Raw genomic sequence first — 24,254 nt, 5'->3', positions numbered from 1 at the left:
ATGGCCAAGGGCGTGTTCATTAGCTTCGAAGGCGGGGATGGAGCAGGGAAGTCCACTCAACTTTCCATTCTCGCTTCGTGGTTGCGCGACACCGGCCGGATCGTGGTAACCACGCGTGAACCGGGCGGAACGGAACTAGGACAGGCGATCCGAGCCCTCCTGCTCCACGGCGGTGAGGTGGCGCCCCGCGCGGAAGCGCTGCTCTATGCGGCGGACCGTGCCCAGCACGTAGCCGGTGTTGTGCGGCCCGCGTTGGCGCAGGGAAGCGTGGTGCTCACGGACCGATACCTGGACTCGTCACTCGCCTACCAGGGTGAAGGCCGAGAGCTCGGCCAAAGCGATGTGCGCCAACTATCCGAATGGGCAACGGGGCATCTCTACCCGGATGTCACCGTCCTCCTCAACGTACCGGCCGGCCTGGGACTACAGCGTGGAACCGTAGATGGTGCCGATCGTATGGAGGCGGCGGGCCAGGAATTCCATCAGTCTGTTCATGAGCGTTTCTTGGCACTGGCTGCCGCCGAACCGAAGCGTTTTGTGGTTATTAATGGTCTAGGAAGTATCGCGGAGGTAGCGGTGCGGGTGGCCCGTGCGGTGGCCGGAGCTCTCGGGGTGAAACCGGACGTGGCGGAGGAACTCGCACGCGTGGTGGTGGAAGACGAGGCGCGGTTGACGGAGGCACATAGAGTCCTCGAGGAACTCGCTGGGCAGACGGATGATGACCGGCGCACCGGGAGTCATGCTCAACGTGTTCAGGGGACGGAGGAGCATTCCCGGTGAGCACTCAGGACGTATTCGAGGACCTGGTGGGGCAGGGCGGCGTCGTACAGCAACTCCGCGCCGCAGCACGGGCATCCCGCCTTACCGATAACGGGACAAACGCAATGTCCCAGGCGTGGCTTCTGACCGGGCCACCCGGATCGGGCCGATCGGTTGCGGCCACCGCGTTTGCCGCGGCGCTTGAGTGCACGGAGAACGAACCGGGTGCTGGCAGGTGCCATGCTTGCCGCACGGTGATGGCGAAGGAACACCCGGACGTTGAATACCTCACCACGCAGGCGGTGGGGATCTCAGTGGAGGCTACGCGTGAGGCCGTGGCTCATTCCTACGCGTACCCGACCGTGGGAAACTGGCGCGTCATTATCATCGAAGATGCGGACCGCATGAGTGAGCGCACCTCCAACGTGCTTCTCAAAGCGATCGAGGAGCCGCCGGAACACACCGTGTGGATTCTTTCCGCCCCATCCGCCGAGGACATGCTACCCACCATTCGCTCGCGCTGCCGGCTGGTGCACCTGGCGGTGCCGGCGGTGGATGCCGTCGCCGGGCTACTGGAACGGAAATGGAATGTTCCTTCTGAGCAAGCCGAGATAGCGGCACGCGCCGCCCAGGCGCATATTGGCCGTGCCCACGCATTAGCGACGGACCTGACGGTACGTGAGGAACGGGAACGCATTATTCGTGGCACGCTCGGGATGGTCTCCGTGGGCGACGCCGTGCTGCAGGCGTCCCGGATTTTTGCCGCCGCCAAGGGGGAGAGCAAGGGTTCCAGTCGCGGGAAAAAAGGAGATTCTAAGGCGGAGCGACGTCGCGAGGTTGATGAGCGCGAAATGGAGGAGCTCAAAGAGCGGCTTGGAATTGCGGAGGGAAGAACCGTGCCGCCTTCCGTTCGCTCGCAACTGCGTGATCTTGAGGAAGCGCAAAAACGGCGCGATACCCGGCAGGTGCGCGACGATATGGACCGTGCGCTCATTGATTTGCTGTCCGTGTACCGTGATGTGCTGGCGGTGCAGCTCAAGGCCGGTGTGGAACTGGTGAACATGGACTTTGAGCGGCAAATTACATCCGTTGCCGCCGACACCACCCCGCTCGAGTCAATTCGACGGCTTGATGCCATTTCGGCGGCGCGCCGCCGGTTACAGGCGAATGTTGCTCCGCAGCTGACGCTTGAGGCACTCATGGTGCAGCTACTGCCGCGCTAGTTCTGCGCTGGCACGCTGCTCCGGGTGGGCATAAATCGCCTGCCCACGTACACGTGCAGCCGTTGGAGCAGGCGGGCTTTCTTGGCGTGAGTGAGAAGGCGACCCGCTTGGGCGGTGCGTAGTACCTGTGCCGGGTTTACACCCGCAAGGCAGGGACTATCCGCGTGCGGCGACGAAGAGCTCACGGAGAAGCCGAGCCACCTCGGCCGGCTGCTCAAGCGGGGTGAAATGAGCGGCATCTGGAATTTCGACGAGGCGCGTGTTCGCGTTTGCTGCTGCCCGTGCCGCGTAGTCCTCGTGGGTGGTCTGCGGATCCTTCGCGCCGCGTACAAGCAGCGTTGGCGCGGATAGCGCGAGGGCGGGCGCGCCGGAATGACGGTGAGCCATCGCCTCCTGCACCCAGGCGAAGGCGGTATCCGAAACGGTACGGAATTCCTGTTCAAGACTGGTGCGCAGTGCGGGCGGATCGGCAGGCGTGATCATGGTGTTCAGCCAGCCTTCCAGTACGGACCAGGCGCCTTCGCGGCGGATTTTTTCGATGAGTGCAGCGCGAGGGGCGGGGTCGGGGTCCGGATCGATGGAGGAGGAGAATACGCCGATTGCGGCGGTAACTTCGGGAACGGTTGCGGCGACGTTCAAAGCTAGGGTGCCACCCATGGAATTACCGGCGAGCACCGCGTGCTGGACGTGCTCGGCCCGCAGAATCTCCAGCGTGCCCTGCACATACGTGTCCAGTGCAGGTGAGGGGGCGTGGAAGTAGGCGGACACTTCTTTCCCGCTGGGAGACGCACCAAATCCGGGTGCATCGACGGTGATTACATCCAGGCCGTCCAGCAGCCCGAGAACTGGCCTCCATTCGGTGGCGCTGAGCGGCATAGCGTGAAAGAGAACAATGGGAAGATCAGAATTGCCCGTGCGGGAATAACTCAAGATGGTCACGGCTCGAGACTAGTTGCAATCCTTCGGTAGATCGAAGATGCTGCGGGGCGTTTGGCTGCCGGCTCCACTACCAGCCAACATACCAGCCATTACCAGACCTTTCATGACCCGCACAGACCCGGATTACAAAAAAGCCCGGTAGACCTTTTGGCGGAATACCGGGCTTTTACTGAGCCATCTGTGAGAATCGAACTCACGACCTTCTCATTACGAGTGAGACGCTCTGCCGACTGAGCTAAGATGGCACGTCACGTTTGGCGGATCTACCGTCAACACGCAACGGGTTTATGTTACCGGCGGCTAGCACTGTCACGCAAACACCTGGCCTGTGGTGCGTCCAACGTTTCGGAAGGGTGTACCGGGTCTGTTCTGCCCGGCTTCGTTCTGGCCGGGCCTGTTCTTGCCAGCACTGGCGTCTCCCTCCGCTAGGCCGGGTCTGTTTTGCCGGGCTTCGTTCTGGCTGGGTTTCTCTCCGCCCAGCCGGAATGTCCCGTGCTCGAACATCCCGTTTTCGCTGGCCTAGCGCCCGCTCCGAGCATTAGCCGAGCAACCGGCAAGAACCTGACTGTTCCTAGTGCGGCACCCTCTTTGGACATTAACGGAGCCGTTCCGTCCCTAGCCCAGTGCGCCCGACGGTACCGCTATGGGCTCCGATGCTTCGCAGGTGATTCCGTCCTTGGGCACGGTACCGTTGATCAGGTACGCGTTGATTGGATCTTGGATGCAGGATCCGCCGGTGAGGTAGGCGGTGTGTCCGGCGCCCTCATAGGTCAGGAGTACCGAGCCGGGCAGGTCCTTATGCAGTTTCTCCGCCCAGGCGTACGGCGTGGCCGGATCATGGCGGGTCCCCACAACAACCACCGGTGGAATTCCCGTTACGTCAGAGTAGGGGCCGAGCACGTGCGCGGGGTGATACGGCCAATCACCGCACATATCCGCGCCGGCAACCAGCGAATCTCCCAGCACGGCGCCGTCCTTGACCGCCGCGATGGCCTCGTGCTCTTCAGCCGGTGTTGCGGCCGGATAATCCGCACAGTTAATAGCCCAGTTCGCCTCGACTACGTTCGAGCTAAATGACCCGTCCTCGCCGCGGCCATTGTTCACATCAAATAACTTCTGGAAGGTGGTGCCACTGCCCTGATTGATGACCTCGTTGAGTGCTGCCACGCCCACGAACCAGGCGTCCTGCTCATACATGACCACCACGAGTCCACCAATCAGTTGGTCACCTGTCAACGGACGCCCGGTGGATGCGGGTAGCGGGTGCGCGTTGAATTTCGCGGCGAGGGCTCGGATCTGCGCGAGGGACTCCTCAGTTGTGCCCTTGAGCGGGCACGCGCTGAGGCCGTGGCAGTAGTCCACGAACATGCGGAACGATTCTTCGAAAGCCTGCGACTGTTCCGCGGCCATACGAGCCGTGCCCAGACTCGCATCCACGGCGCCATCCAGCACCAGTCGGCCTACGTTACGGGGGAATTCTCGGGCGTACTCACTGCCGAGCAGCGTGCCGTAGGAGAACCCCACATAGTTGAGTTTCCCGCCCGCGATAGTGGCGCGAAGTATGTCCAAGTCCTTCGCTGCCGAGGTGGTGCCCACATAGGGAAGTATGCCGGCCGAGTTTGCTTCACAACTGGTGGCCACCTGCTTGAGTACAGCGGCATTGATATCGGCCTCCTTGGTGTCCAGAAGGGAGCCGAGCTTCGTGTCATCAAAGCAATCGACGGCGGTGGATTGACCCACGCCGCGCGGGTCGAAACCCACCACGTTGACGGCCCGCGAGAGCTCCTGCGGCATGCTGTCCACCATGTCCAGTCCAGAGGCGCCGGGGCCACCTGGATTGACGAATACCGTGCCCGTTGGATTTTTCACGGTATGCCGTTTTACCGCTATTGCGATATCGCGGGTGGGCGCGCTATCCGGCCCCGGATTCGCGTAATCCAGTGGGACTTTTACGGTGGTGCACTCCCCACCGTCGCAAGAACTCCAGTCCACTTGCTGCGTGTAGTAGCGTTCCAGTTCCGTCGGATATGCGGATGCCGACGACCGATCCGGTTCTGAGGTGCTCGGCGCTTGAGTGGTTGTTACACCCGTGCACCCGGCGAGCAGTAGAAGAACGCCTCCGAGGGCGAGGAGCTTTTTCATGGCTCCAATCTACGGGAGAGGCCGAGACCTGATGGCCGGCGAGCCGGCTTGTGGATAAATGAGACGTGTCGGTATCTGTGCACCGGCAGCGCTTTACGCCGTGGTAATTCCATGGCGGGTCCATGGTGGACTGGTTGTCGCTGCGGTGCTTCACGCCATAGTGGTCCCACGATGTCCCGGTGACCCCATGACGCGGTGGGTCCAATGCGGACCGGCCACAGTGGTACTCCACGGTGATGTGGACGGCTCGCACCTGCGCTGTCCACTGTGACGCGTCCGCAGCGGCCCCGCCACAACTCCGCAGCTGCCCCGCCACAACGGGTGAGTTTTACTCCGTCGGTGATGGCGTCGGAATCTCTCCAACGTAACGCCACGTGGCGGCGTCGTCGGAGGAAACGAGGCCAAAATACGGTCCGGCCGCACCCGTCCACCGCGGGTAGGTATACGTGAGCGTCAGTGTGTGTCCAGAGCGCCGTGCGTCCGTAAGAAACCGCGCTGTCTCGGGGAATGAGTCCGGGAGCATGGCCGTGACCGGGGTCCAGGTGTGCCCGCCATCGCGCGTGACCAGCGTCCCCACGCCATCCGCGCCGGCGGGGCTGAAGTCAGCGAAACCAACCGTCTCGGAGACAAACGCAAAATAGTAGAGTCCGCCCTCACCGATATACCCCAGTGGCTTCCACGTCTCGCCCGGATGATCGCGGCGCACGGCCGTATAGCCACCCTTGCCGCCCAGCGTTGTGCCCGCGTCGAAGGCGCCAAAAGTGACGGCCGAATTGCTGCCGGCTGGCGATTGCGCGGTTACGTCCGCATCCGAAATTGTTGGGGACGACGCCGGTGTGGGCGCCTCGGTGTTTGCCGCGGGGGAGGTAATGAGAGCGGGTTCATCCGGCAGTTCTGCTGTGTCGGCGGAGGGTGGCACATCGGTGGTGCGGGTGGCCTGGCGGTCCATGAAAAAGGGGCCATGGACGCGGTGATATTCATAGTAGGGGTCGTAGAGTGTGTCCGGCCTTATCACCACGTATCCGGCGGGTGCGTGCGGCTGCTCTGTGCCGGGCGACGATGCCAGGAGCAAGGCGAATCCCAGTAGGTCCGCCCCAAGCCATGCGGCGAGTACCGCGAGGATTATCAGCAGTTCCGCGCAAAACTTGAGCCAGGCGGGGCCTCGCGCCTCGGCCAGTGCGGTGTGGGCTTTCACCACGATGGCGATGCCGCCCGCCGCCAGCACCACAAGGGCGGCAAGTCCCGCCGCGATAATAAACGCCCGCGCGGTGCCCGGGCGAAGCATCCACGGTGTCCAGTTGGTGGCCACGAGTGTGCCGGCAGTGAGGAGGCATACCGCGATGCACACGACGATCAGCCAGATCCACGAGAACTTCGTGGCCGGGACAGTGGGCGCAGCAGGTGACGCAGCATGGGTGACCGGGGCGCTATCGCTGGCGGCAGCGGAACCACGCTGTGCCGCGCCCGCAGCGGACGGCGAGTCCGTCCAGGGTTCCTTGGCGTTACCTGCTGTAGGTGACATGTAGTCAGTATGGCAATGGATGCGGTGGTCCGGACAGTGCCGATGGGGCGTTCTGGATGGTGGTGATCGGCCTGGACTGCGGCGGAGACGCGGCTCGGATGGTCATGGTCGGTCGGATGGTGAACGCGTAGCCGCAATCCCACGGTGGTTCGCCGCGAACGGAGGAGTCCCGTGCGCGTTCACGTGGGCATGACACAATATAAATATGACCTACAAGTTGATTCTGCTCCGCCACGGCGAGAGCGAATGGAATGCCAAGAACCTGTTCACGGGCTGGGTGGACGTTGCCCTCTCCGAAAAGGGCCGCGCTGAGGCCAAGCATGCGGGCGAACTGCTGCGCGATTCTGGCGAACTGCCGGATCTTCTCTTCACCTCGGTGCTGCGCCGCGCTATTCAGACCGCAAATATTGCCCTGGATGTGGCGGATCGCCACTGGATTCCGGTGGAGCGTTCGTGGCGTCTCAATGAGCGTCACTACGGCGCCCTGCAGGGGAAGAACAAGAAGGAAATTCGCGATGAGTACGGCGAGGAGCAGTTCATGGCGTGGCGTCGCTCCTACGCGGTGATGCCGCCGGCCATTGAAGAGGACTCTGAATTTAATCCCTCCGGCGATCCGCGCTATGCCGGTGAGCCGATTCCGCGTTCGGAAGCGCTTAAGAACGTGCTTGAGCGCGAGATGCCCTACTGGGAGTCCACCATTGTGCCGGCGCTCAAGACGGGCAAGACGGTGATGATTGCTGCGCACGGCAACTCCCTGCGCGCACTGGTCAAGCACCTTGATGAAATTTCCGAGGAAGAAATCTCCCACCTCAATATCCCGACCGGCGTGCCGCTGGTGTATGAGCTGGACGAGAACCTCAAGCCCGTCAAGAAGGGCGGCACGTACCTGGATCCGAATGTGGCGGAGAAGATCGCCGCGGTGGCAAATCAGGGGAAGTAACCAGCACGTTGATGCACAGGCTCTGTGAGGGGCTTGCGGAACCTGACTAGTGCAAGTGGGCCCCGGCCAATTGACCGGGGCCCACTGCCGTCATGTACGCACTCAGGCGTGCAACGAAGCCGCGCTACCTACTCCGCGTCTGTGGCGGCGTCGTCCGAAGTGTCCGTGGCAGCACGGTGCGCCGGAGCGGACGTGCCAAGCTTGGCGCCACCAAGCGCGTCCCCCGGGCGCGCGCCCAGCACCTGCTCTTCAGTACCCGGCTCGTGCTTGGTCTGCTCGCTGAGCCCCGTCACCAGGAAGTACATATTGCGAGCCACGCTGACGCCATGATCGCCGTAGCGCTCAAGGAAGCGACCCAGCAGCACTACATCCACCAGCTCCTGGCGAGAAAGCCCATTGCTTTCGTCAAGCGCAATCTCGAAGGACTTACGGTGCATCTCATCGAGTACTTCGTCCTGCTCCTCAATTTCACGCGCCTGCGCGATGTCCTGGCTTTCCACCAGCTGCGCGATACGCTCGCCTACGGTGGCGGCCTGCTTAGCCATGCGGACCAGAAGCTGGTAGCCCTCGCCCTCAGCGGCGCGTTCCGGGAAACGGCCGCGAGCGATGTAGGCCACGTGCCGGGCCAGATCGCCCATGCGCTCGAGAGAATTGGAGATGCGCAGCGCGGTGACCACCACGCGCAGATCCCCGGCTACCGGTGCTTGCCGTGCTAGGAGCGATAGCGCCATTTCATCCGCATCCCGCTGCAGATTATCAATGTTGATGTCCGCGTCAATCACGGATTCGGCCAGTGCCAGGTTGGGATCCTCTAGTGAACTGGCGGCACGCTTCATGGCCTTCGCGGCGCTGCGCGCCTCCTGCGCGAGCGTACGCTCCAGCGTATTCATTTCTCTGCGGAATTCTTCACGCATTTTGTGCTCCTATCGTTTCGGCCGGTGCCCGGCCTCAAGTCATTACCGCGGTGGATACACCGCCACATACATCACGCGGCGATCCTGCCCGTCACCATTGTTCCGCTATTTTCATGTATTCCGGCTGAGTTACCTTCACCCGCCGGCGGTCCCGATCCTTCCCGGCGAGGGCCGCTCTGACATCTCCATCTCCTCCGGTAACCCGAGCGGATCCCCGGCCCCGACCCTCCGGCAGACACCCCAGCAGTGAGCCCGCCGCCAGTGCCGGACTCCGCCGCACGACAGTGGACCTGCCACGCGGTGAAGAAGGTGTTAGTTTACCCGTCTTCGGTGCGCCGTCGGCCCAAAAGGCGGACCAATCCCACCACTTCCCGGTAAACCATTCGCGGCGTCAGAGTAAACAACGGGTAAACGGTACGCAATTGCCGAAACGTGTCGGATACGGAAGCTAACCTAGGAGCATGTCCACGGGAATGATGCTCACGCTTGTCGCCCTCGCCGGGTTTGTACTTGGGCTTATGGCGGCGCTGGCGGTTAACCGGTGGCGCGGGCGTCTGGAGGAGGAGCGTCCACACGCCGTTGTTGAATCGCCGGATGCGCTTCGATTACTCGATGTACTCCCGCAGTCCTATGTAATTGTGGATGAATCGGACACCGTTGTGGTGGCCTCAACCCGGGCGTACAGCCTAGGCATTGTGCGTAATGACCGTATTGACCGCCCCGAGTTCCTCCAGCCGGTGGATCGTGCCCGGGAACGGGATGGCGTGGTGCGGGCATCTGCCTCGATCGCGCGCCCCTCGGATCCCACCAAAGCGGAAACGCATTTTGCCCTCTACGCCGCATCAATTCCGGCCGGTGGCGTGCTGCTTCTCTTTGAGGACAACACGGAGAAAGTGCGTCTGGACCGCACGCGGCAGGATTTCGTGGCAAACGTGTCCCATGAGCTGAAAACGCCGGTGGGTGCAATCGGCTTGCTGGCAGAAACGATTTCCACGGTGGCGAATGATCCGGAGGCGGTGGAGCATTTCAGTACACGGCTCATGGAGGAAAACAAGCGGCTGTCCCTGCTGGTACAGGACATCATCGAGCTTTCCCGGTTGCAGGATTCGGGCGGAATACACCATTCAATACTGGTGCATGTGGATGGCGTGGTGCGCGAGGCGGCGGATCGGCTTCGCGTCACGGCGGGCGCTCGTCAAATTCGCATCGTCACCGGCGGTGTCGAGGGAGCTCAGGTGTACGGGGACCGCCGCTCTCTGGTCACGGCCGTGGGTAATCTGCTGGATAATGCGGTGAGGTATACGCGTCCGCATGGTCGCGTGTCAGTCGCGGTGGTGCGCGGCGAGGAGAAGAACGCCGGGCAGGTGGGTATCTCCGTGGTAGATCAGGGCGCGGGTATCGCTCCTGAAGATCAGCAGCGGATTTTTGAGCGTTTCTACCGGGGGGATGTGGCGCGCACACGTGATAAGGGCGGTAGCGGATTAGGCCTGGCTATCGTTAAGCACGTGGCCGAGGACCACGGGGGTCACGTGCAATTGTGGAGCCGTGTGGGACAGGGCTCCACATTCACACTGTGGATTCCCGAGGCGCGTCTCGCCTCTGCGCTCCAGCCGGAACCCCAGAAACTCCAGAACCAGTCAGAACCTCAGGAAAAGGTTAAGAAGGAAGCATAGGCATGATGACCAGAATCCTCGTGGTGGACGACGAAGCCACCTATCGCGACACGCTCCAGTTCAATCTGGAGCGGGATGGCTACGAGGTAGTCACCGCTGCGGACGGCCGCGAAGCTCTGGAGATCTTCGAATCGGGCCATCAGGATTTGGTGCTTCTGGATCTGATGCTTCCTGGAATGTCCGGGCAGGAGGTGTGCCGTCGTATTCGCACCTTCTTTGAGGTGCCCATCATCATGCTTACGGCGAAGGATTCTGAGATCGATAAGATCGTGGGGCTCGAGGTGGGGGCGGATGATTACGTCACCAAGCCGTTCTCCTACCGGGAACTTGTGGCTCGTATTCGCGCGGTACTCCGGCGCACGGCTACGGAGCCGGAGGATGAATCCGAAGCTGTGCTGCGTGTGGGGCACCTGGAGATGGATACGGATAAGCACGAGCTGCGCGTGAGCGGGGAGCTGGTGCAAATGCCTCTGCGTGAATATGAGCTGCTGGAGTTGCTCATGCGGAACCCTGATCGCGTGCTCACGCGCTCGCAGATCATTGACCGCATTTGGGGCCTCGATTACGTCGGTAACACAAAAACGCTGGACGTGCACATCAAACGGATTCGCTCGAAGATCGAGGAGAACCCGTCCAAGCCGCATTCGTTGGTGACGGTGCGCGGCCTCGGGTACAAGCTCATGTCCAAGTAGTCACTGTCCGGGTTCGCGTGGCTGGCGCCGGTGTGCCTCTACTCGCGAGCCCAGCCGAAAAAAGCGCACCGTGTCCATGCATTGAACGCAAAGCGGGCACCTTATACCCACCGTGGTAGAATGTCTAATCGGACGGCGCGAATGCGCGAAATTGAGTCAAGGGATTGAGCCAAGTGCGTTTTGAGATCGGGGAAACTGTTATCTACCCGCATCATGGTGCGGCGGAGATCGTAGACATCTCAAATAAGGTGATTCGCGGGGAACAAAAGAAGTATCTAACGCTCCAGGTCATGCAGGGTGAGCTCACCATTCAGGTTCCGGAGGATTCCGTTGAGGAAGTTGGTGTCCGGGACGTATCCAATGCGGATCAGCTTGAGCGTGTTTTTCAGGTACTTCGCAAGGAAGATGTTGAGGAGCCTTCGAACTGGTCTCGGCGTTATAAGGCCAATTCTGAGAAGCTCACCTCTGGTGATGTCATGAAGGTGGCTGAAGTGGTGCGTGACCTCACGCGTCGTGAGCAGACTCGTCACCTTTCCGCCGGTGAAAAGCGGATGCTGACGCGTGCACGCCAGATTCTTGGGAGCGAGGTGGCCCTGGCCCGCAATCTCTCCGAGGAGGGGGCGTCGGAGCTTTTGGATGAGATCCTCGGCGTGGAAGAGGACGCCGCCTAGCGCAACCGCGCATTTGCGTAATAGAGCTGAGGGCACGGTTGTAGCCGTGCCCTTTTGCGTACCGTGGTCACCGCTGTCGTGTTTCGAAATGTTTACCTAGCCCGTTTAGGTTGCCCGGGTGCACACATCAGACCTCAGTGCGGAGCCACGGAGCGGCCGCAGTATCTACCTCAACCGTCAAGTGTTGCCGTGGGCGTTTTGGGACTGGGCAAGCGCGGCCTTTAACGCGGTGGTCACCACGTTTGTGTTTTCCCCGTATCTTTCCAACGCGGAACTGTTCGGAGATAGGGCGAATACATATCTGGGTTGGACGCTTTCCGCGGCGGGCATTCTGGTGGCGCTTGTTGCTCCGGCCGCCGGCGAATGGGCGGACCGTACGGGAAAGAAAAATTCGCTCCTCACCGTCACCACACTCGCCACCGTCGTATGTATGGCGTTGCTGTTCTTCGTGAAACCGGGTGTGTCCTACCTGGGCATAGGCCTTGTGCTCCTGGGCGTGGGCAATGTGGTGGCCGAGATGGGTGACGTGGTGTACAACTCGATGGTGACCGACGTATCCACGCCTGCCACCGTGGGCCGAGTATCCGGATTCGGCTGGGGAATGGGGTACGTGGGCGGCATCATCCTGCTGCTTGTGCTCTATGTGGGCCTCATTCGGCCGGATACGGGTTGGCTGGCCGTTGAAAGCCTCAACATTCGTATGTGTATGCTCGCGTGCGCCGCATGGACGCTGATTTTTTCTCTCCCACTCATGCTCACCTCGGTGAATTCGGCGCGCAGCGGTGTCGATACGCGCGGCATCGCTGGTGCGTATCACGAAGTGTTCCGCTCCATCGCGCGGCTGTGGCGCCGTGACCGTTCGGTGGTGTGGTTCCTGATTTCCTCGGCTATCTATCGCGACGGGTTGGCTGGCGTATTTTCCTTCGGTGGTGTTATCGCAGCGGCGGCGTTCGGCTTCAGCGCCGGCGACGTCCTCATCTTCGGAATTGTGGCCAACCTGGTGGCTGGCCTGGCCGCCATCCTGTTTGGGTGGCTGGATGATCGTGTGGGCTCCCGGGCGCTCATTATCTTCTCGCTAGTGTGCATGACGCTCGCGGGCCTAGCCGTATTCTTTTTCCACGATTCAGGCCGCGGCATTTTCTGGGTGTTTGGCCTGCTGCTCAGTGTGTTCGTAGGTCCGGTGCAATCCTCCTCGCGTGCCTATCTAGCCCGCCTTGCACCCGCCGGGATGTCCGGCCAAATTTTTGGCCTCTACGCCACTACCGGCCGCGCGGTTTCCTTCCTGGCGCCGGCGCTCTACTCGGTGGCTATTACCGTGGGTGCGGCGCTCGCCGGGGTGTCGCGGGCGCAGGCCGCCTATTTCGGCATTATTGGCATCGTGGTGGTACTGGTGGCCGGGCTCATCACGTTCCTGTTCGTCAAGGCGCCGGCTCCCAGGCGCTAGCGTGGTGAGAGTGTGCTGATCGGGTGGCGGCTAGCTGGTGGGCGCCGGGGACGTTGCCGGCCGCTTCCGGGCGCTTGGATGCTGGACTAGCGCGCCGCATTCGGTCTGCACGGTTTCTGCGGCCATGTTCCGGACGACGTCGTCGTACCCGGTAGCAGGAGCGGTCCACAGAATGTGGGACGACGCGGTTGTCCACGGGGTGTGGGCGGGGAACGGGTATGGTGGGGCGCTGCGGTAAGCTTGCCGCGTGAGCCTAGAGATCTTTGACACTGCCAGGCGCGCTCAGCGCGAATTCGTTCCGCTCCACGAGGGGGAGGCACGGATTTACCTATGTGGTGCCACCGTGCAGGGCTCTCCACACATCGGTCATATGCGCTCCAGCCTCGCCTTTGATGTGCTTATCCGCTGGTTGCGGAAGCTGGGCTACCACACCACGATGGTGCGCAACGTGACGGATATTGATGACAAGATTCTGGCGAAATCGGCTGAAGCGGGCTGGCCATGGTGGGCATGGGCCTACCGGTTTGAACGGGAGTTCACGCGTGCATATAACGCGCTCGGCGTTCTACCTCCCACCTATGAGCCGCGCGCTACCGGGCATATTCCACAGATGCAGCGGCTCATCGCGGATCTAATTGAGGCCGGCCACGCCTACGTGGGGCAGCCCGGAAATGTGTATTTTGACGTTGCCTCCTGGCCTCGGTATGGGGAACTAACGCGCCAGGATGTGCGGCACATGGTGACCGATGAAGAGGGCCAGGAGCCAGATAAGCGCAGCCCGCATGATTTTGCGCTGTGGAAGGCTCCAAAGGAGGGCGAACCGAAAAGCGCCGCGTGGGATTCGCCGTGGGGCAAAGGCCGGCCCGGCTGGCATATCGAATGCTCCACCATGTCCACGCACTACCTGGGCGACACCTTTGATATTCACGGCGGCGGGTTGGACTTGCGTTTCCCTCATCATGAAAATGAGGTGGCGCAGGCGCGTGCAGCCGGGCGTGATTTCGCCCGGTACTGGATGCATAACGCGTGGGTCACCATCAAGGGCGAAAAGATGAGCAAGTCCCTCGGGAATTCGCTCATTGTGGCCAATGTGCTGGAAACGGTACGCCCGGTGGTACTGCGGTTTGCGCTCGGCACTGTTCACTACCGTTCCACCGTGGAATACTCCGCGGAGGCGCTTACAGAGGCAGCCGCCGTGTGGGAGCGCCTGGAGGGCTTTGTACTGCGTGCGGTGGATGCTGTCGGTGAGATTCCGGCGGAGGAGGTGGCCGCCGTAAACGTGGCTGATCTGCCCGAAAAGTTCACCCAGTCCATGAATGATGATCTCAATGTGTCCGGCGCACTCGCGGCCATTCATGAGGAAGTACGGCAGGGAAATAATGCGCTTGCCGCGCGGGATGATGTGGTGGCGCGGGATGCACAGTTGCGCGTGCGTGCCATGCTGGACGTGCTGGGCCTCGATCCGTTGGCGGCGCCGTGGCGCGGGCAGGCAGCCGGGGGTTCGGCTGAAGGCAAGGCGCTGGATGGCCTCATGGAGCACCTCCTCGCTAAGCGGGCCGAAGCGCGTGCCAATAAGGATTGGGCCACGGCAGATTCCATCCGGGATACGCTTCAAGCCGCCGGTATTACAGTAGAAGATTCCGCGGAGGGAGCCCGGTGGCACCTGTAGCGGGAGTACTGCCTATACGCGGGTGTTCCTGGTTGCACAGGATACGAACGGAACAAGTTGGCGGTTTACGGTAAGGATGTCACCGCGGGGAGGGCTCGCGGGGCACAATAGGCAGGAATGCGAGCAGAGAAGGTGACATATGGCCGATAATCGGACGCGGCGCCCCAAGGGAAAGAAGCGAGCTCAGGTGGGCTCTGGCGGTAAGAACAAGCGGCGTCTGGCGGGCAAGGGGCCCACGCCGAAAGCCGAGAACCGTCCCTACCATCCTGCCTATAAGCGGAAGCAGGAAGCGGAAGCGCGCGCCGCTCAGCAGCATCGGGGGCCGGCCAAATTACGCGCTGTGCTTCGGATTGACGCCGAGCATGAGTTGATTTCTGGGCGTAATCCTGTGATTGAGGCCGTGCGTGCCGGTGTGCCACTCTCCCGGGTGTTCATGGTGGCGGCCGCCGCGGGTGATCGGCATCTATCGGATGTGGTGGCCTACGCGACTGAAAACGGGGCGCCGCTGGTGGAGGTGTCGCGCACAGAACTGGACCGGATGACGGATGGTGCCGTGCACCAGGGCGTGGCCATTGAGGTGCCGCCCTATGACTATGCGGAGCTGGAGGATTTGATTGATGCCGCCCACTTCCGGCGGGATCGCCGTCCCGGACTGTTTGTTGCGCTCGATTCCGTGACGGACCCGCACAATGTGGGTGCCGCGCTGCGCTCCGCCTCAGCCTTCGGGGCGGACGGTATTATTTTGCCGGCGCGCCGGGCGGCGGGTGTTACGGCGGCGGCATGGAAGGTGAGCGCGGGAGCGGCGGCACGCGTACCCGTGGCCAGGGTGCCCAACCTGGTGGCCGCATTGGAAAAGCTCAAGACGGCCGGATACTTCGTTGTGGGTCTGGATGGTGGCGGCGATACGCAGATTGACCGGCTGGCCACCGCCGATGCGCCGCTGGTGTTAGTGACCGGCAGCGAAGGCAAGGGATTGGCGCGCCTAACGCGAGAAACCTGTGATCAGGTGGCGTCCATCCCGATTAGCTCGGAGATGGAATCGCTGAATGCGGCCGTCGCCACCGGGATTGCGCTCTATCAGGTGGATCGGCTGCGCGCTGCCGGTGAGCTGGCAGCGCAGGAACGTGGCGGGAATCCAGGTAAGGAGTAGCCATGGCGTGGGATGAGTGGAAGTGGCGGCCGGTGTACGGTCAGGTCACGCGGCTGGACCGCAGTGAGGTCACGCCGGCGGACGTGGAGTCCGTGTTTGCGGAGGCGGGCATTGTAACCCGCGGGCGTCACGACGGCGATGCATTCCGGTTTGAGGTGGCGGTTACCGGGCGCCGGCGGCGTCTCGCCACCATCGTGCCCGTGGCCGAACCGGCGGATAGCGTATCCGCAACGGATCAGGCATCGACTACCGTTACCGAAGCCGACGCGGGAGGCGAGACGGCGGTGGAAGGCCGCCACACCGCGGCTGATGCTACGGACGGGACCGCCGCGGACGGTGCGGTGACGGAGTCGGAAACCTTTGATATTCGTCCCACCGTGCACCTCTCGGACTTCGTGGATACGCTCATGTCCAAGCTTGGCAAGGTGGAAGTGAGCGTGGATGGTATCCACAAATATGCCTCGCTGGCACTGGGCGAAGTGGATATTTCGGATGCGGATCTGAATCCGGATGGGATTTCGGCTCACGCCGAGGAGACGGGCCCCGCCTCGGTAGCTAATCCGGATGCAGATGATTGGATTTATGCCCACATCGCGGCGAACGCCCCGATTTTCCGGGACGGTCCCATGGTGGCTATCTCCGATGCGCCATTTTCGGCCGTGCCCGCACTGGCCGCCAAGGCGAATACGGCCATCGGGGTATGCGACCTGGGGCATGCAAATGTCATGGTGGCGGATGCGCCGCTGGTGGGCACGGACTTCGTGGCTTCCCAATCCACCTGGTTGATTCTTCTATCTGTCGATAAGGCGGGCGTGCGTGCGCCCGTACTTGCGGCCGTGCAGGGGCACTCCATGGTCACGTGGAATTGGGATACGGATGTAGTGGACATGCCGTGGGTGGAATCGGTGAGCGAGGCATCCCATTTTGCCCACCAGGAGATGGGGCCGGGAGCCCTGGTGTCGCGTATTACGGAGGATCAGCCGAACCTGGCCGCGGATACCATTGAAGCGGCGCTGACCGTGCGCGCCTCAGATGGCGCCCAGGCGCTCCTTGATGCGTTCCATATGCCCGCCCAGGTGGGCGAACTGCTGGCGGGCCATATTGATGTCGAGGATCTGACCGGTATGCGGGTGTTTGAACCGCAACCGTTCGGCAAGCGCTTCCAGGAACAGGTGGCGTGGGAGGTGGCCGGTCAGGGTGTGGCACCCAGGCGGTGGTGGGATCTCTACCGGGCTCTCTACGTGGATCATCCGGACCTGCTGGCGGCCGTGTCCGCCGGCCAAAGCGGACTTGGCATAGGCCTCACCGTGTGGGGCGCGAGTCATTGGCGCAATCGTTGTGCGCGCGTTGCCACCGTAGTGGGTAGCGCCATGATAGCGGCGGCGAGCGTGCGCCTGGTGACGTCCTCCTTTGTGCGCAATGCGCTTCATTCGCAGGGGCTCACCGGCGAGGAGGAGACCGGGCACCATGAGTGAATTCAATGCCGCCCCGGATTCGGCCGAGTACGAACGCGATAGCGCAGGGGATATGCCGGCAAACGGGGTGCCCGCGGATCCAGCACCGGCGGATCTTGAAGCGTTTTGGCAGCGCGCCATTATCCGCGCTCACATTAATCCGCTGAGTGTCATCATGGGTCCCAGTGGGGCCGAATCCCTGCGCCCCGAGTCCTATGCGCTTGGTTCAACACGCGCGGAGGTGGACCTCCTCGCGGGGCTGGTGGCGACCGGGCGGAAGCGCGCGACGTCGTCGTGGCGTGACAGCTACGTGGCCGAGGGCCTCCCGCTCCCTGAGAAGGGGCAGATGAGCATCGTGACGGATGGCTCCGGTGTGCCGCGTGCACTGGTGCAGGTGACCGAGGTGCGTCTCACGCCACTGCCGGAGGTGGATGAGGCGATCTCGGACGCGGAGGGAGAGGGCACGCTCGCTGATTGGCGGAGTGTTCACGAAGCCGCGTTTCAGGCGGAGTGCGAGGATCTGGGCATCGCCTTTAATCCGCGGGGCAGCGTGGTGACCGAATTTATCAAGGTCCTTTACGCGGGGGATTAGGCGCGTGCTGCCAAGCGGCGGGTATTCGTAGCGACCCTGCCGGCTGGCCGTGTGGCCTTGAGCTTTTTCACAATTTGGACATCGGATGTGTTGCGGGCTCTGCGACAGCTTAGGCTTACTCAGGTCCGCTAGGGCCAACCAGATTCGTGCGGGGGCCCCGGATGCTCCGAGTGCGCCCGCGGGCGTAAGGAGCATTTATGGCACTCGGTTGGAAACTGCACGGCGATGGCGTCCATATTGGCGCGGGTGAGGTGGTGCTTCCCGGCGAACGCCTCTCGTGGCCGATCACAACCAGTATCGGCATGCAGCATGTGGTGGCCATGTTCGGGGCAACATTCTTGGTCCCACTGCTCACAGGATTTGATCCAAATACAACGTTATTTTTCACCGGCGTTGGTACATTGCTTTTCATTGGAATTACCTCAGGCAGGCTCCCCAGCTACCTGGGGTCTTCTTTTGCCCTCATTGCACCCATCTCCGCGGTCACCGGATACGTCCAGGGCGGCGGCGCCATTGATTCACACGGTCAGGCGCTGGCGCAGGGCGGCATCATTATGGCGGGCGGCACGCTCCTGATCTTCGGACTCCTCGTGTGGGTGTTCGGCTCGGAGTGGATCGACAAGGTTATGCCGCCCATCGTGACGGGTGCGATTGTGGCGCTCATAGGCTTCAACCTGGCTCCTGCCGCCTGGAACAACGTCAAGGCCGCTCCGGTCACCGCCGTGGTGACGATCGTGGCCGTCCTGCTGGTTACCGTGCTGTTCCGCGGAATTATCGGGCGCCTCTCCATTCTGATCGGCGTGATTGTTGGGTACGTGTGCGCGGTAGTGCGCGGTGAAGTGGACTTTTCCGCGGTGCACGACGCCGCCTGGATCGGTCTGCCCACCTTCCACGGCCCGGAATTTGATTTCTCCGTGGCCGGTCTGTTTATCCCGGTGGTGCTGGTGCTGATCGCCGAGAATATCGGCCACGTGAAGTCCGTTTCAGCCATGACCGGGCAGGATCTCGATGATGTCACGGGCCGCGCGCTGTTCTCCGACGGTCTCGCCACGCTGCTGGCCGGATGCGGTGGCGGTTCGGGAACCACCACATACGCTGAAAACATTGGCGTAATGGCAGCAACCCGCGTCTATTCCACCGCCGCCTACATCGTGGCAGCCCTCACCGCCCTGGTTCTCTCCATGTTCCCCAAGTTCGGCGTCATCATCGCGACCATTCCGCAGGGCGTGCTGGGTGGGGCGGCCACCATCCTCTACGGCATGATCGGCATGCTGGGCGTGCGCATCTGGGTGCAGAACCGCGTGGACTTCTCCGACCCGGTCAACCTCAACACCGCCGCCATTGCCCTGGTGGTAGCCATCGCCAACTACACGTGGACGCTGGGTGGCATGTCCTTCGAGGGCATTGCGCTCGGCTCTTTCGGCGCCATCATCATCTACCACGCTATGCGGTGGATTGCCCGTTGGCGCGGCACCTCGCAGGAGTCGGCCACCCCGGCGTCGGCACCGGCCGGTGCCGAACTGGAGCCGGGTGCACTGGACCGGGAAGCCACGCACTACTGGCAGAAGAAATCTGCTGAATAGTAGGTGAAAGTAGATAGAGCGGGCTGGCCGGTGGGGCAGCCCGCTTCGTCATCAATGGGCCGCGGGGCATGCCCGGCCGGAAGCGCGGATAGATTACCTACGGAAACCGGTGCTTGAAAACTTGTGCGTATGTTGCGCTGCTCTCGTTGTGTCATTCCGAGGCCCGGTATGTCGGAGCCACTGAGTATAGTGCAGGGTATGTACAGGTCCACGCCCCGTAAAGTATTCATTGCTTTATCCACGCTCATTTTGACTGCCGGAATCTTCCCCGGCGCGGTTGCGGATCCCGCCACGGCTACATCGCCGAATGTGGTGACAGATCCGGTTCCCTCCTCCCAGGAGCTGCAGGCCGCGCGGAGTGACACCGCGGATTTGGAACGGCTCCAGCAAAGTAAAGATGCGGCGAACACGCCGGATTTGGCTACGCCTAATACGTCCGCTCCGGTTCCGCAACCGGAAGGCGATGCCAGCGGCATTACTGAACTACCGGAGGCCGCGGCACCGGAGCAGCAGATATCCGGCGCCATTTCGCAGTTGCGCGTGAGCCTTCTCGATGCGGCGTGGGCGGTGGATCGCTCCGCGCTCACGTTCTCCTGGAACGTGGCTGCCCCGCATGTGCAAACCGCAGCTCGCGTACTGATCTTCGCCCGTCGAGGTTCCGCTACGCCGCTTGTCACGTCCGCCTGGCAGTCCACGTCGCGTACCACGGCCGTTCGGTTCTCGGACGTGGCCTCTGCGCTGGCGGATAACCAGCTCTATTACTGGACGGTGGAGGTACGTACACAGGGCGGACAGGTGCTCACTTCGGAGCGAAGTTCCTTCGCCACCGCGGTGGGTGGGCAATTTACGTCCACCACGCACGTGTGGCCGGCAGGATCGCCGGTGGCGGCACTGGTGCGAGGTCAGGCACCCGCGGCCACAAACCTGGAGCGCGCACTACTCACGGTGACGGCGTCGGACACGGAGGCCGCCCGGCGGCACGTATTTACCGTCTACGTGAATGACACGGAAATTGGTGTGGGCCCCACACGGCGGCAAGGCGGTACCCAGTTCTACAACACGTGGGACGTGACGGACGCGCTGCGGGGAAGCACAAACACCCTGGGTGTCTACGCGTATTCGGGGGCGAAGAACGCGGGCGTACTCATGCAGCTCACCTACTACTACGCTACTACGCGGATGGCACGTCGCGGGTGGTCTACAACTCGGCTACCGCGGCGTCTACGCGCGTTATGGCGCTCGATCCCATCGTCTATACGAATAAGAACGCGAAGATCGCCAACTATTACACGGAGTATGCGCAAAACGTGAAGGTGGGAGCATTTCCCTCCAACTGGTTGTCAGCAAACTACTCCACCGCGGGGTGGAGCCAGCCAAGTAAGGCGAATGCACCCTACAAACTGGGGCCCGCGCGCTCGTCGAATGAATACCGCGAGATGGTGGCGCCCGCCTCTATCCGGTCTCTGGGCAATAACACCTACACCATTGACTTTGGGCGCATGATCCAGGGTGACTTTTCGCTGACGTCACGTGCGGGGTCCGCGGTGACAATTCAGCTAGGAGAGGAACTCAGCGGCGGGCGCGCAGCAGCAATGCGTACGGGCAATCACTACACGGAAACCTGGACGTACTCGGCAGCCGGCCAAACCTTTACGGGGCAATCGCTCAAATCTTTCCGCTACGCCACGATTAGCGGATATAAGGGTGGGCTTGCGGCATCGAATGTCCGCGGCGTGAGCGTGGTAGCCGAGGGCGCTGCGCCCACGGTCCAGGTATCAACCGGTAACGCGCTCCTGGACCGTATCGCGAAGCTTGGCGAGGACACGTACGCCGTTGCGGGTGCCACTACCGTCACGGACTCGATTTCCCGTGAACGCCGGCCCTACGAGGGCGACCACATCGTGGTCCAGGAGCTCGCCTACGCCACCGGTACGGACTACGCGAACGTACGCAACACGTGGGATTATCTGCTGGCTAACCCCACCCATTACACGGAGTATCGGCTCATGGGCGCCATCGGGGTGGAACGTGATTTTGAGGTTACCGGTGACGTTCAGTATGCCTCCCGCCAGTATGCGGCCCTTCAGAACCTCATAAACACCGTGCGGTTCGACGCCGGGAAGGGGCTGGTAGTCACCAACGCCGGTACCGCGGATCTGGTGGACTGGCCGCGCACCGAAACGGTGGGGTACAACTTCTCCGCTACTCGCTATAAGACGGCCGTTAACGCCGTCGCGTATGAGGCCTACCGGTCCATGGCCACCATTGCGCAGGCTACCGGACACAGCGCGGATGCGGCCACCTACACGTCGCGGGCGAATGCGATCAAGCGGACGGTGACCAGTCGTCTCTTTGATCAGTCCTCGGGCCGGTTCTATGACGGTTTGGATGCGAATGGCCGGGTGGTGTCAAACCGACTGGCCCAGAATTCCTACCTGGCCCTGGCCTTCGGGCTATACACCAATCAGGACATGGCAGACCGCATCGCAGCGGAGATGGTAGCCAAGGGTGGCCAGGATAGTGGCTCCATCTATATGGCCTACTTCTACTATGCGGGCCTGGTGAACTCCGGACATGCGGATACGGCGCTTGCGGTGCTGGCAAATTCTGATACTGGGCGCATGCGAAGCTACGCCCGCGTCATCAACAAACTGCATGCCACGATGGCACCGGAGGCGTGGGATCCCTCCATTAAGACGAATATGACGTTCTCCCATCCGTGGGGTGCTGGCGGGTCGATCGCGGTAGCGCGTGGTGTACTCACCGCGCTGCCCGCACCCGATGGGACGCTGACGGTACGGGTGGGGCGCACCTCGCTCGCGGATGCGAATGTTTCAGTGCCGACGCCGCGTGGAGCGGTAACTGGGCACGTCACGCGAACCGGCGCGGTCACGCACGTGGCGCTCAGCATCCCGGGCGGCGGGCCGGTTCAGGTGGCGCTACCTACCGGCGCCATCGCGGTGGATGGTCAGCAGGTGACTGTTTCGCAGGACGGGCCCTCCTCCGGTTCCGTGTCACTCACGCCGGGTGAGCATGAGATCACTATCACCGGTCAGATCGCGCTCACGGCCACGGCGGGTCGTACTTCCGTGGCTGGGGCGGATGGTCAGGTACTCCTCTGGCCGGCGGCGGGATCTCTGACGCAGCTCGCTGCGGTGCCGGTGGATCCTAACCAGGGTGGGGTGGAGCTGCGGGTGCATTCCACCGCCGGAAACTGGACCGCGTTCTCTACGGCCGCCGGCAAAGCGAATACCATCAACGAAATCGCCATGCGCCTCACCGGCGCATGGGCGGATCAGTACAACCTCTACTACCGTGTGGCAACGGATCAGAATCTGACGCTCGGTTGGGCGCAGAACGGTGCGCCGGCGGGCACCACGGCGCCGCGTGGCACCATTACCGGCATTGAGGTGCGCCTGGTCGCTAAGGGTGACCCGGCCCCGGCCGTTCTCGGTAACGCGGTAGCCGGCACAACCAATGGTGCGGATACGCTGGTGGTTCGCCGCGGTAACGTGTACCACTTCAAGCAGGATCTCAACTCGGGCGTGGCTGACCGCGTGATCGTTTACGGGCGGCCCACGGACGAAACATACGTGGGGGACTGGGACGGTGACGGCGTAGATTCGCTGGCTGTACGTCGCGGAAACACGTTCTACATCTCCAACGGTCTCCACGGCGGTGAGGCTGACGCGGTGGTGTCGTATGGCAGGGCGACGGATACCGTACTGGTTGGTGATTGGGATGGCAATGGACGGGACACCCTGGCCGTACGTCGCGGCAACCTGTATTACATGGTGAATACGATCCACGCTGGTGAGGCTGATCTGGTGGTGCCCTACGGTAAGCCCACCGATGCCGTGCTGGTGGGGGACTGGGACGCCAACGAAACGGATACGCTCACGGTGCGTCGCGGCAACCTGTACTACATCAATAATGCGCAGCGCGGCGGTAGTGCTCAGCGGGTGATTGCCTACGGGCGCCCGAATGACGCCGTATTGGTGGGCGATTGGCGTGGTGACGGGCCCGATACATTCGCGGTGCGGCGTGGCAACGCGTACTACTTCCGCTACTCCATCACATCCGGCGTGGCGGATAAGGTGCAGTACTACGGCCGGCCGAATGACACGGTGATGGCGGGGTACTTCTTCCGCAACTGATTGATGCTAGATTGCCCCCGTTGAATACGGGGGCAATCTGCTACTTGATGTGAATGCACTTCTTCTGCGAGGTGAGGGTGCCCTTGGGGTTCTCCTGGTTCACCTGGTCGGAAGTAAGCACCTTCTCGTAGGCGTCACCGATCACCACATTGACCGTTTCTCCACTGAGATCATTGGCGTACTGCACCACGGAGCCGGGAATGAACTGCGCTACCGTGTAGGCGGCCTGGATACCATCCGGTCCGGCCATCACGCGAGCCGATTCGCTGAGCGATGTGCCGGACCAATTGCCGGTGGTGCCCACCTTGACGCCGGCCTCCGTGAGCACCTTGCCCACCTGGGAGGCAGCACCGGAGATGGCGGAGGAGTTGTACACGTTCGCCGTGAGCTGATCGAAGGGGACGGCCGTAGTCTGTCCCTCCTCCAGGCAGGGAATGGTGAGCGCGTTGGGATCCGCGGTCTTGGAAAACTCGCGGTCAATGGGCGCGGGCATCACACCGCTCCACACCAGCACGGCAAACACCAGGATGACCGCCAGAATCCCGCCGGTGATGCTGAAGAACACGGTCTGGCGTTGCTGGATCTTATGGCGATAGGCGGCGCGCGCCTCGCTTCGGGGTTCACTCACAATCTAACCGTAGTTGATGTGTGGTTCGCACCGCCCACGCATACAACGGACGTGGGCGAAACGACGTCGTCCGGGGTGCGCGTGGAACCGGTGAAGTCAGGG

General features: G+C 62.3%; 19 protein-coding genes and 1 tRNA gene. 14 read left to right on the top strand and 6 right to left on the bottom strand.

Annotated elements, in window-relative coordinates:
• Both tmk and EIH27_RS05910 read left to right on the top strand, forming a co-directional pair.
• Positions 1–780, top strand: a complete 780-nt coding sequence (gene tmk / locus EIH27_RS05915; RefSeq protein WP_124039968.1) for a dTMP kinase — start codon at positions 1–3, stop codon at positions 778–780.
• Positions 777–1,982 carry a DNA polymerase III subunit delta' gene (locus tag EIH27_RS05910; RefSeq protein WP_124039967.1) on the top strand — a complete coding sequence of 402 codons (1,206 nt, stop codon included), beginning with the start codon at positions 777–779 and terminating at the stop codon, positions 1,980–1,982. Before tmk ends, EIH27_RS05910 begins: the two co-directional genes overlap by 4 nt.
• A gap of 156 nt (positions 1,983–2,138) precedes the next feature.
• Here EIH27_RS05910 and EIH27_RS05905 read toward each other — a convergent pair whose 3' ends face one another.
• The 4 genes from EIH27_RS05905 to EIH27_RS05890 all read right to left on the bottom strand — a co-directional run bounded on the left by EIH27_RS05905 (position 2,139) and on the right by EIH27_RS05890 (position 6,585).
• Positions 2,139–2,921 (bottom strand): alpha/beta fold hydrolase, encoded by a 783-nt coding sequence (locus tag EIH27_RS05905; RefSeq protein WP_124039966.1) that lies wholly within the window; start codon positions 2,919–2,921, stop codon positions 2,139–2,141.
• A gap of 172 nt (positions 2,922–3,093) precedes the next feature.
• Positions 3,094–3,166, bottom strand: a tRNA-Thr gene (locus EIH27_RS05900).
• A 370-nt stretch (positions 3,167–3,536) separates the two neighbouring features.
• Entirely contained in the window at positions 3,537–5,063 is a 1,527-nt protein-coding gene (locus EIH27_RS05895) for an alpha/beta hydrolase (protein ID WP_124039965.1), read from the bottom strand.
• 328 nt (positions 5,064–5,391) lie between these two features.
• Positions 5,392–6,585 carry a beta propeller repeat protein gene (locus EIH27_RS05890; protein ID WP_124039964.1) on the bottom strand — a complete coding sequence of 398 codons (1,194 nt, stop codon included), beginning with the start codon at positions 6,583–6,585 and terminating at the stop codon, positions 5,392–5,394.
• A gap of 205 nt (positions 6,586–6,790) precedes the next feature.
• Here EIH27_RS05890 and EIH27_RS05885 point away from each other — a divergent pair, with 205 nt between their 5' ends.
• Positions 6,791–7,525: a phosphoglyceromutase gene (locus EIH27_RS05885; RefSeq protein WP_124039963.1), complete on the top strand. Its 735-nt coding sequence runs from the start codon at positions 6,791–6,793 to the stop codon at positions 7,523–7,525.
• A 128-nt stretch (positions 7,526–7,653) separates the two neighbouring features.
• On the opposite strand, the gene phoU is transcribed toward EIH27_RS05885, so the two are convergent.
• On the bottom strand, positions 7,654–8,439 hold the full coding sequence (phoU, locus tag EIH27_RS05880; RefSeq protein ID WP_124039962.1) for a phosphate signaling complex protein PhoU: 786 nt from the start codon (positions 8,437–8,439) through the stop codon (positions 7,654–7,656).
• Between the two features lie 461 nt (positions 8,440–8,900).
• Here phoU and EIH27_RS05875 point away from each other — a divergent pair, with 461 nt between their 5' ends.
• The 11 genes from EIH27_RS05875 to EIH27_RS05825 all read left to right on the top strand — a co-directional run bounded on the left by EIH27_RS05875 (position 8,901) and on the right by EIH27_RS05825 (position 23,524).
• Positions 8,901–10,112 (top strand): sensor histidine kinase, encoded by a 1,212-nt coding sequence (locus EIH27_RS05875; RefSeq protein ID WP_124039961.1) that lies wholly within the window; start codon positions 8,901–8,903, stop codon positions 10,110–10,112.
• 5 nt (positions 10,113–10,117) lie between these two features.
• Positions 10,118–10,804, top strand: a complete 687-nt coding sequence (locus EIH27_RS05870; RefSeq protein ID WP_124040182.1) for a response regulator transcription factor — start codon at positions 10,118–10,120, stop codon at positions 10,802–10,804.
• A 173-nt stretch (positions 10,805–10,977) separates the two neighbouring features.
• Positions 10,978–11,475, top strand: a complete 498-nt coding sequence (locus EIH27_RS05865; RefSeq protein ID WP_124039960.1) for a CarD family transcriptional regulator — start codon at positions 10,978–10,980, stop codon at positions 11,473–11,475.
• 118 nt (positions 11,476–11,593) lie between these two features.
• Positions 11,594–12,919 (top strand): MFS transporter, encoded by a 1,326-nt coding sequence (locus tag EIH27_RS05860; RefSeq protein WP_124039959.1) that lies wholly within the window; start codon positions 11,594–11,596, stop codon positions 12,917–12,919.
• Between the two features lie 247 nt (positions 12,920–13,166).
• Complete coding sequence (gene cysS / locus EIH27_RS05855; RefSeq protein WP_124039958.1) at positions 13,167–14,588, top strand: cysteine--tRNA ligase; 1,422 nt, start codon at positions 13,167–13,169, stop codon at positions 14,586–14,588.
• A gap of 139 nt (positions 14,589–14,727) precedes the next feature.
• A complete protein-coding gene (rlmB, locus tag EIH27_RS05850; protein WP_124039957.1) occupies positions 14,728–15,738 on the top strand; it encodes a 23S rRNA (guanosine(2251)-2'-O)-methyltransferase RlmB in 1,011 nt (336 codons plus the stop codon).
• Between the two features lie 2 nt (positions 15,739–15,740).
• Positions 15,741–17,213, top strand: a complete 1,473-nt coding sequence (locus tag EIH27_RS05845; protein ID WP_124039956.1) for a hypothetical protein — start codon at positions 15,741–15,743, stop codon at positions 17,211–17,213.
• The gene (locus EIH27_RS05840) at positions 17,206–17,784 is read left to right on the top strand and encodes an ASCH domain-containing protein (protein WP_164461612.1); all 579 of its coding nucleotides are present in this window, start codon (positions 17,206–17,208) and stop codon (positions 17,782–17,784) included. Before EIH27_RS05845 ends, EIH27_RS05840 begins: the two co-directional genes overlap by 8 nt.
• Positions 17,785–17,981: 197 nt before the next feature.
• Complete coding sequence (locus EIH27_RS05835; protein WP_124039954.1) at positions 17,982–19,367, top strand: uracil-xanthine permease family protein; 1,386 nt, start codon at positions 17,982–17,984, stop codon at positions 19,365–19,367.
• Positions 19,368–19,565: 198 nt separating this feature from the next.
• Positions 19,566–20,678 carry a glycoside hydrolase family 78 protein gene (locus tag EIH27_RS05830; RefSeq protein WP_124039953.1) on the top strand — a complete coding sequence of 371 codons (1,113 nt, stop codon included), beginning with the start codon at positions 19,566–19,568 and terminating at the stop codon, positions 20,676–20,678.
• Entirely contained in the window at positions 20,600–23,524 is a 2,925-nt protein-coding gene (locus EIH27_RS05825; protein ID WP_124039952.1) for a family 78 glycoside hydrolase catalytic domain, read from the top strand. The genes EIH27_RS05830 and EIH27_RS05825 overlap by 79 nt, the downstream gene beginning before the upstream one ends.
• Before the next feature lie 40 nt (positions 23,525–23,564).
• Here EIH27_RS05825 and EIH27_RS05820 read toward each other — a convergent pair whose 3' ends face one another.
• Positions 23,565–24,152 (bottom strand): LytR C-terminal domain-containing protein, encoded by a 588-nt coding sequence (locus EIH27_RS05820; protein WP_124039951.1) that lies wholly within the window; start codon positions 24,150–24,152, stop codon positions 23,565–23,567.
• Between the last annotated feature and the right edge of the window lie 102 nt (positions 24,153–24,254).

Source organism: Neoactinobaculum massilliense, assembly GCF_900604955.1.
Taxonomy (GTDB): domain Bacteria; phylum Actinomycetota; class Actinomycetes; order Actinomycetales; family Actinomycetaceae; genus Neoactinobaculum; species Neoactinobaculum massilliense.
Note: the sequence above shows the minus strand (reverse complement) of the source record. Positions and strands in the feature narration are given on the sequence as shown.

Excerpts from the sequence above, each read along its gene's own strand:
- EIH27_RS05835 (WP_124039954.1), top strand. The coding sequence starts at position 17,982 with ATGGCACTCGGTTGGAAACTGCACGGCGATGGCGTCCATATTGGCGCG.
- EIH27_RS05895 (WP_124039965.1), bottom strand. The coding sequence starts at position 5,063 with ATGAAAAAGCTCCTCGCCCTCGGAGGCGTTCTTCTACTGCTCGCCGGG.
- EIH27_RS05870 (WP_124040182.1), top strand. The coding sequence starts at position 10,118 with ATGACCAGAATCCTCGTGGTGGACGACGAAGCCACCTATCGCGACACG.
- EIH27_RS05840 (WP_164461612.1), top strand. The coding sequence starts at position 17,206 with ATGAGTGAATTCAATGCCGCCCCGGATTCGGCCGAGTACGAACGCGAT.
- tmk (WP_124039968.1), top strand. The coding sequence starts at position 1 with ATGGCCAAGGGCGTGTTCATTAGCTTCGAAGGCGGGGATGGAGCAGGG.
- EIH27_RS05875 (WP_124039961.1), top strand. The coding sequence starts at position 8,901 with ATGTCCACGGGAATGATGCTCACGCTTGTCGCCCTCGCCGGGTTTGTA.
- EIH27_RS05845 (WP_124039956.1), top strand. The coding sequence starts at position 15,741 with ATGGCGTGGGATGAGTGGAAGTGGCGGCCGGTGTACGGTCAGGTCACG.
- EIH27_RS05825 (WP_124039952.1), top strand. The coding sequence starts at position 20,600 with ATGGCGCTCGATCCCATCGTCTATACGAATAAGAACGCGAAGATCGCC.
- EIH27_RS05890 (WP_124039964.1), bottom strand. The coding sequence starts at position 6,585 with ATGTCACCTACAGCAGGTAACGCCAAGGAACCCTGGACGGACTCGCCG.
- EIH27_RS05830 (WP_124039953.1), top strand. The coding sequence starts at position 19,566 with ATGTACAGGTCCACGCCCCGTAAAGTATTCATTGCTTTATCCACGCTC.
- rlmB (WP_124039957.1), top strand. The coding sequence starts at position 14,728 with ATGGCCGATAATCGGACGCGGCGCCCCAAGGGAAAGAAGCGAGCTCAG.
- phoU (WP_124039962.1), bottom strand. The coding sequence starts at position 8,439 with ATGCGTGAAGAATTCCGCAGAGAAATGAATACGCTGGAGCGTACGCTC.
- EIH27_RS05885 (WP_124039963.1), top strand. The coding sequence starts at position 6,791 with ATGACCTACAAGTTGATTCTGCTCCGCCACGGCGAGAGCGAATGGAAT.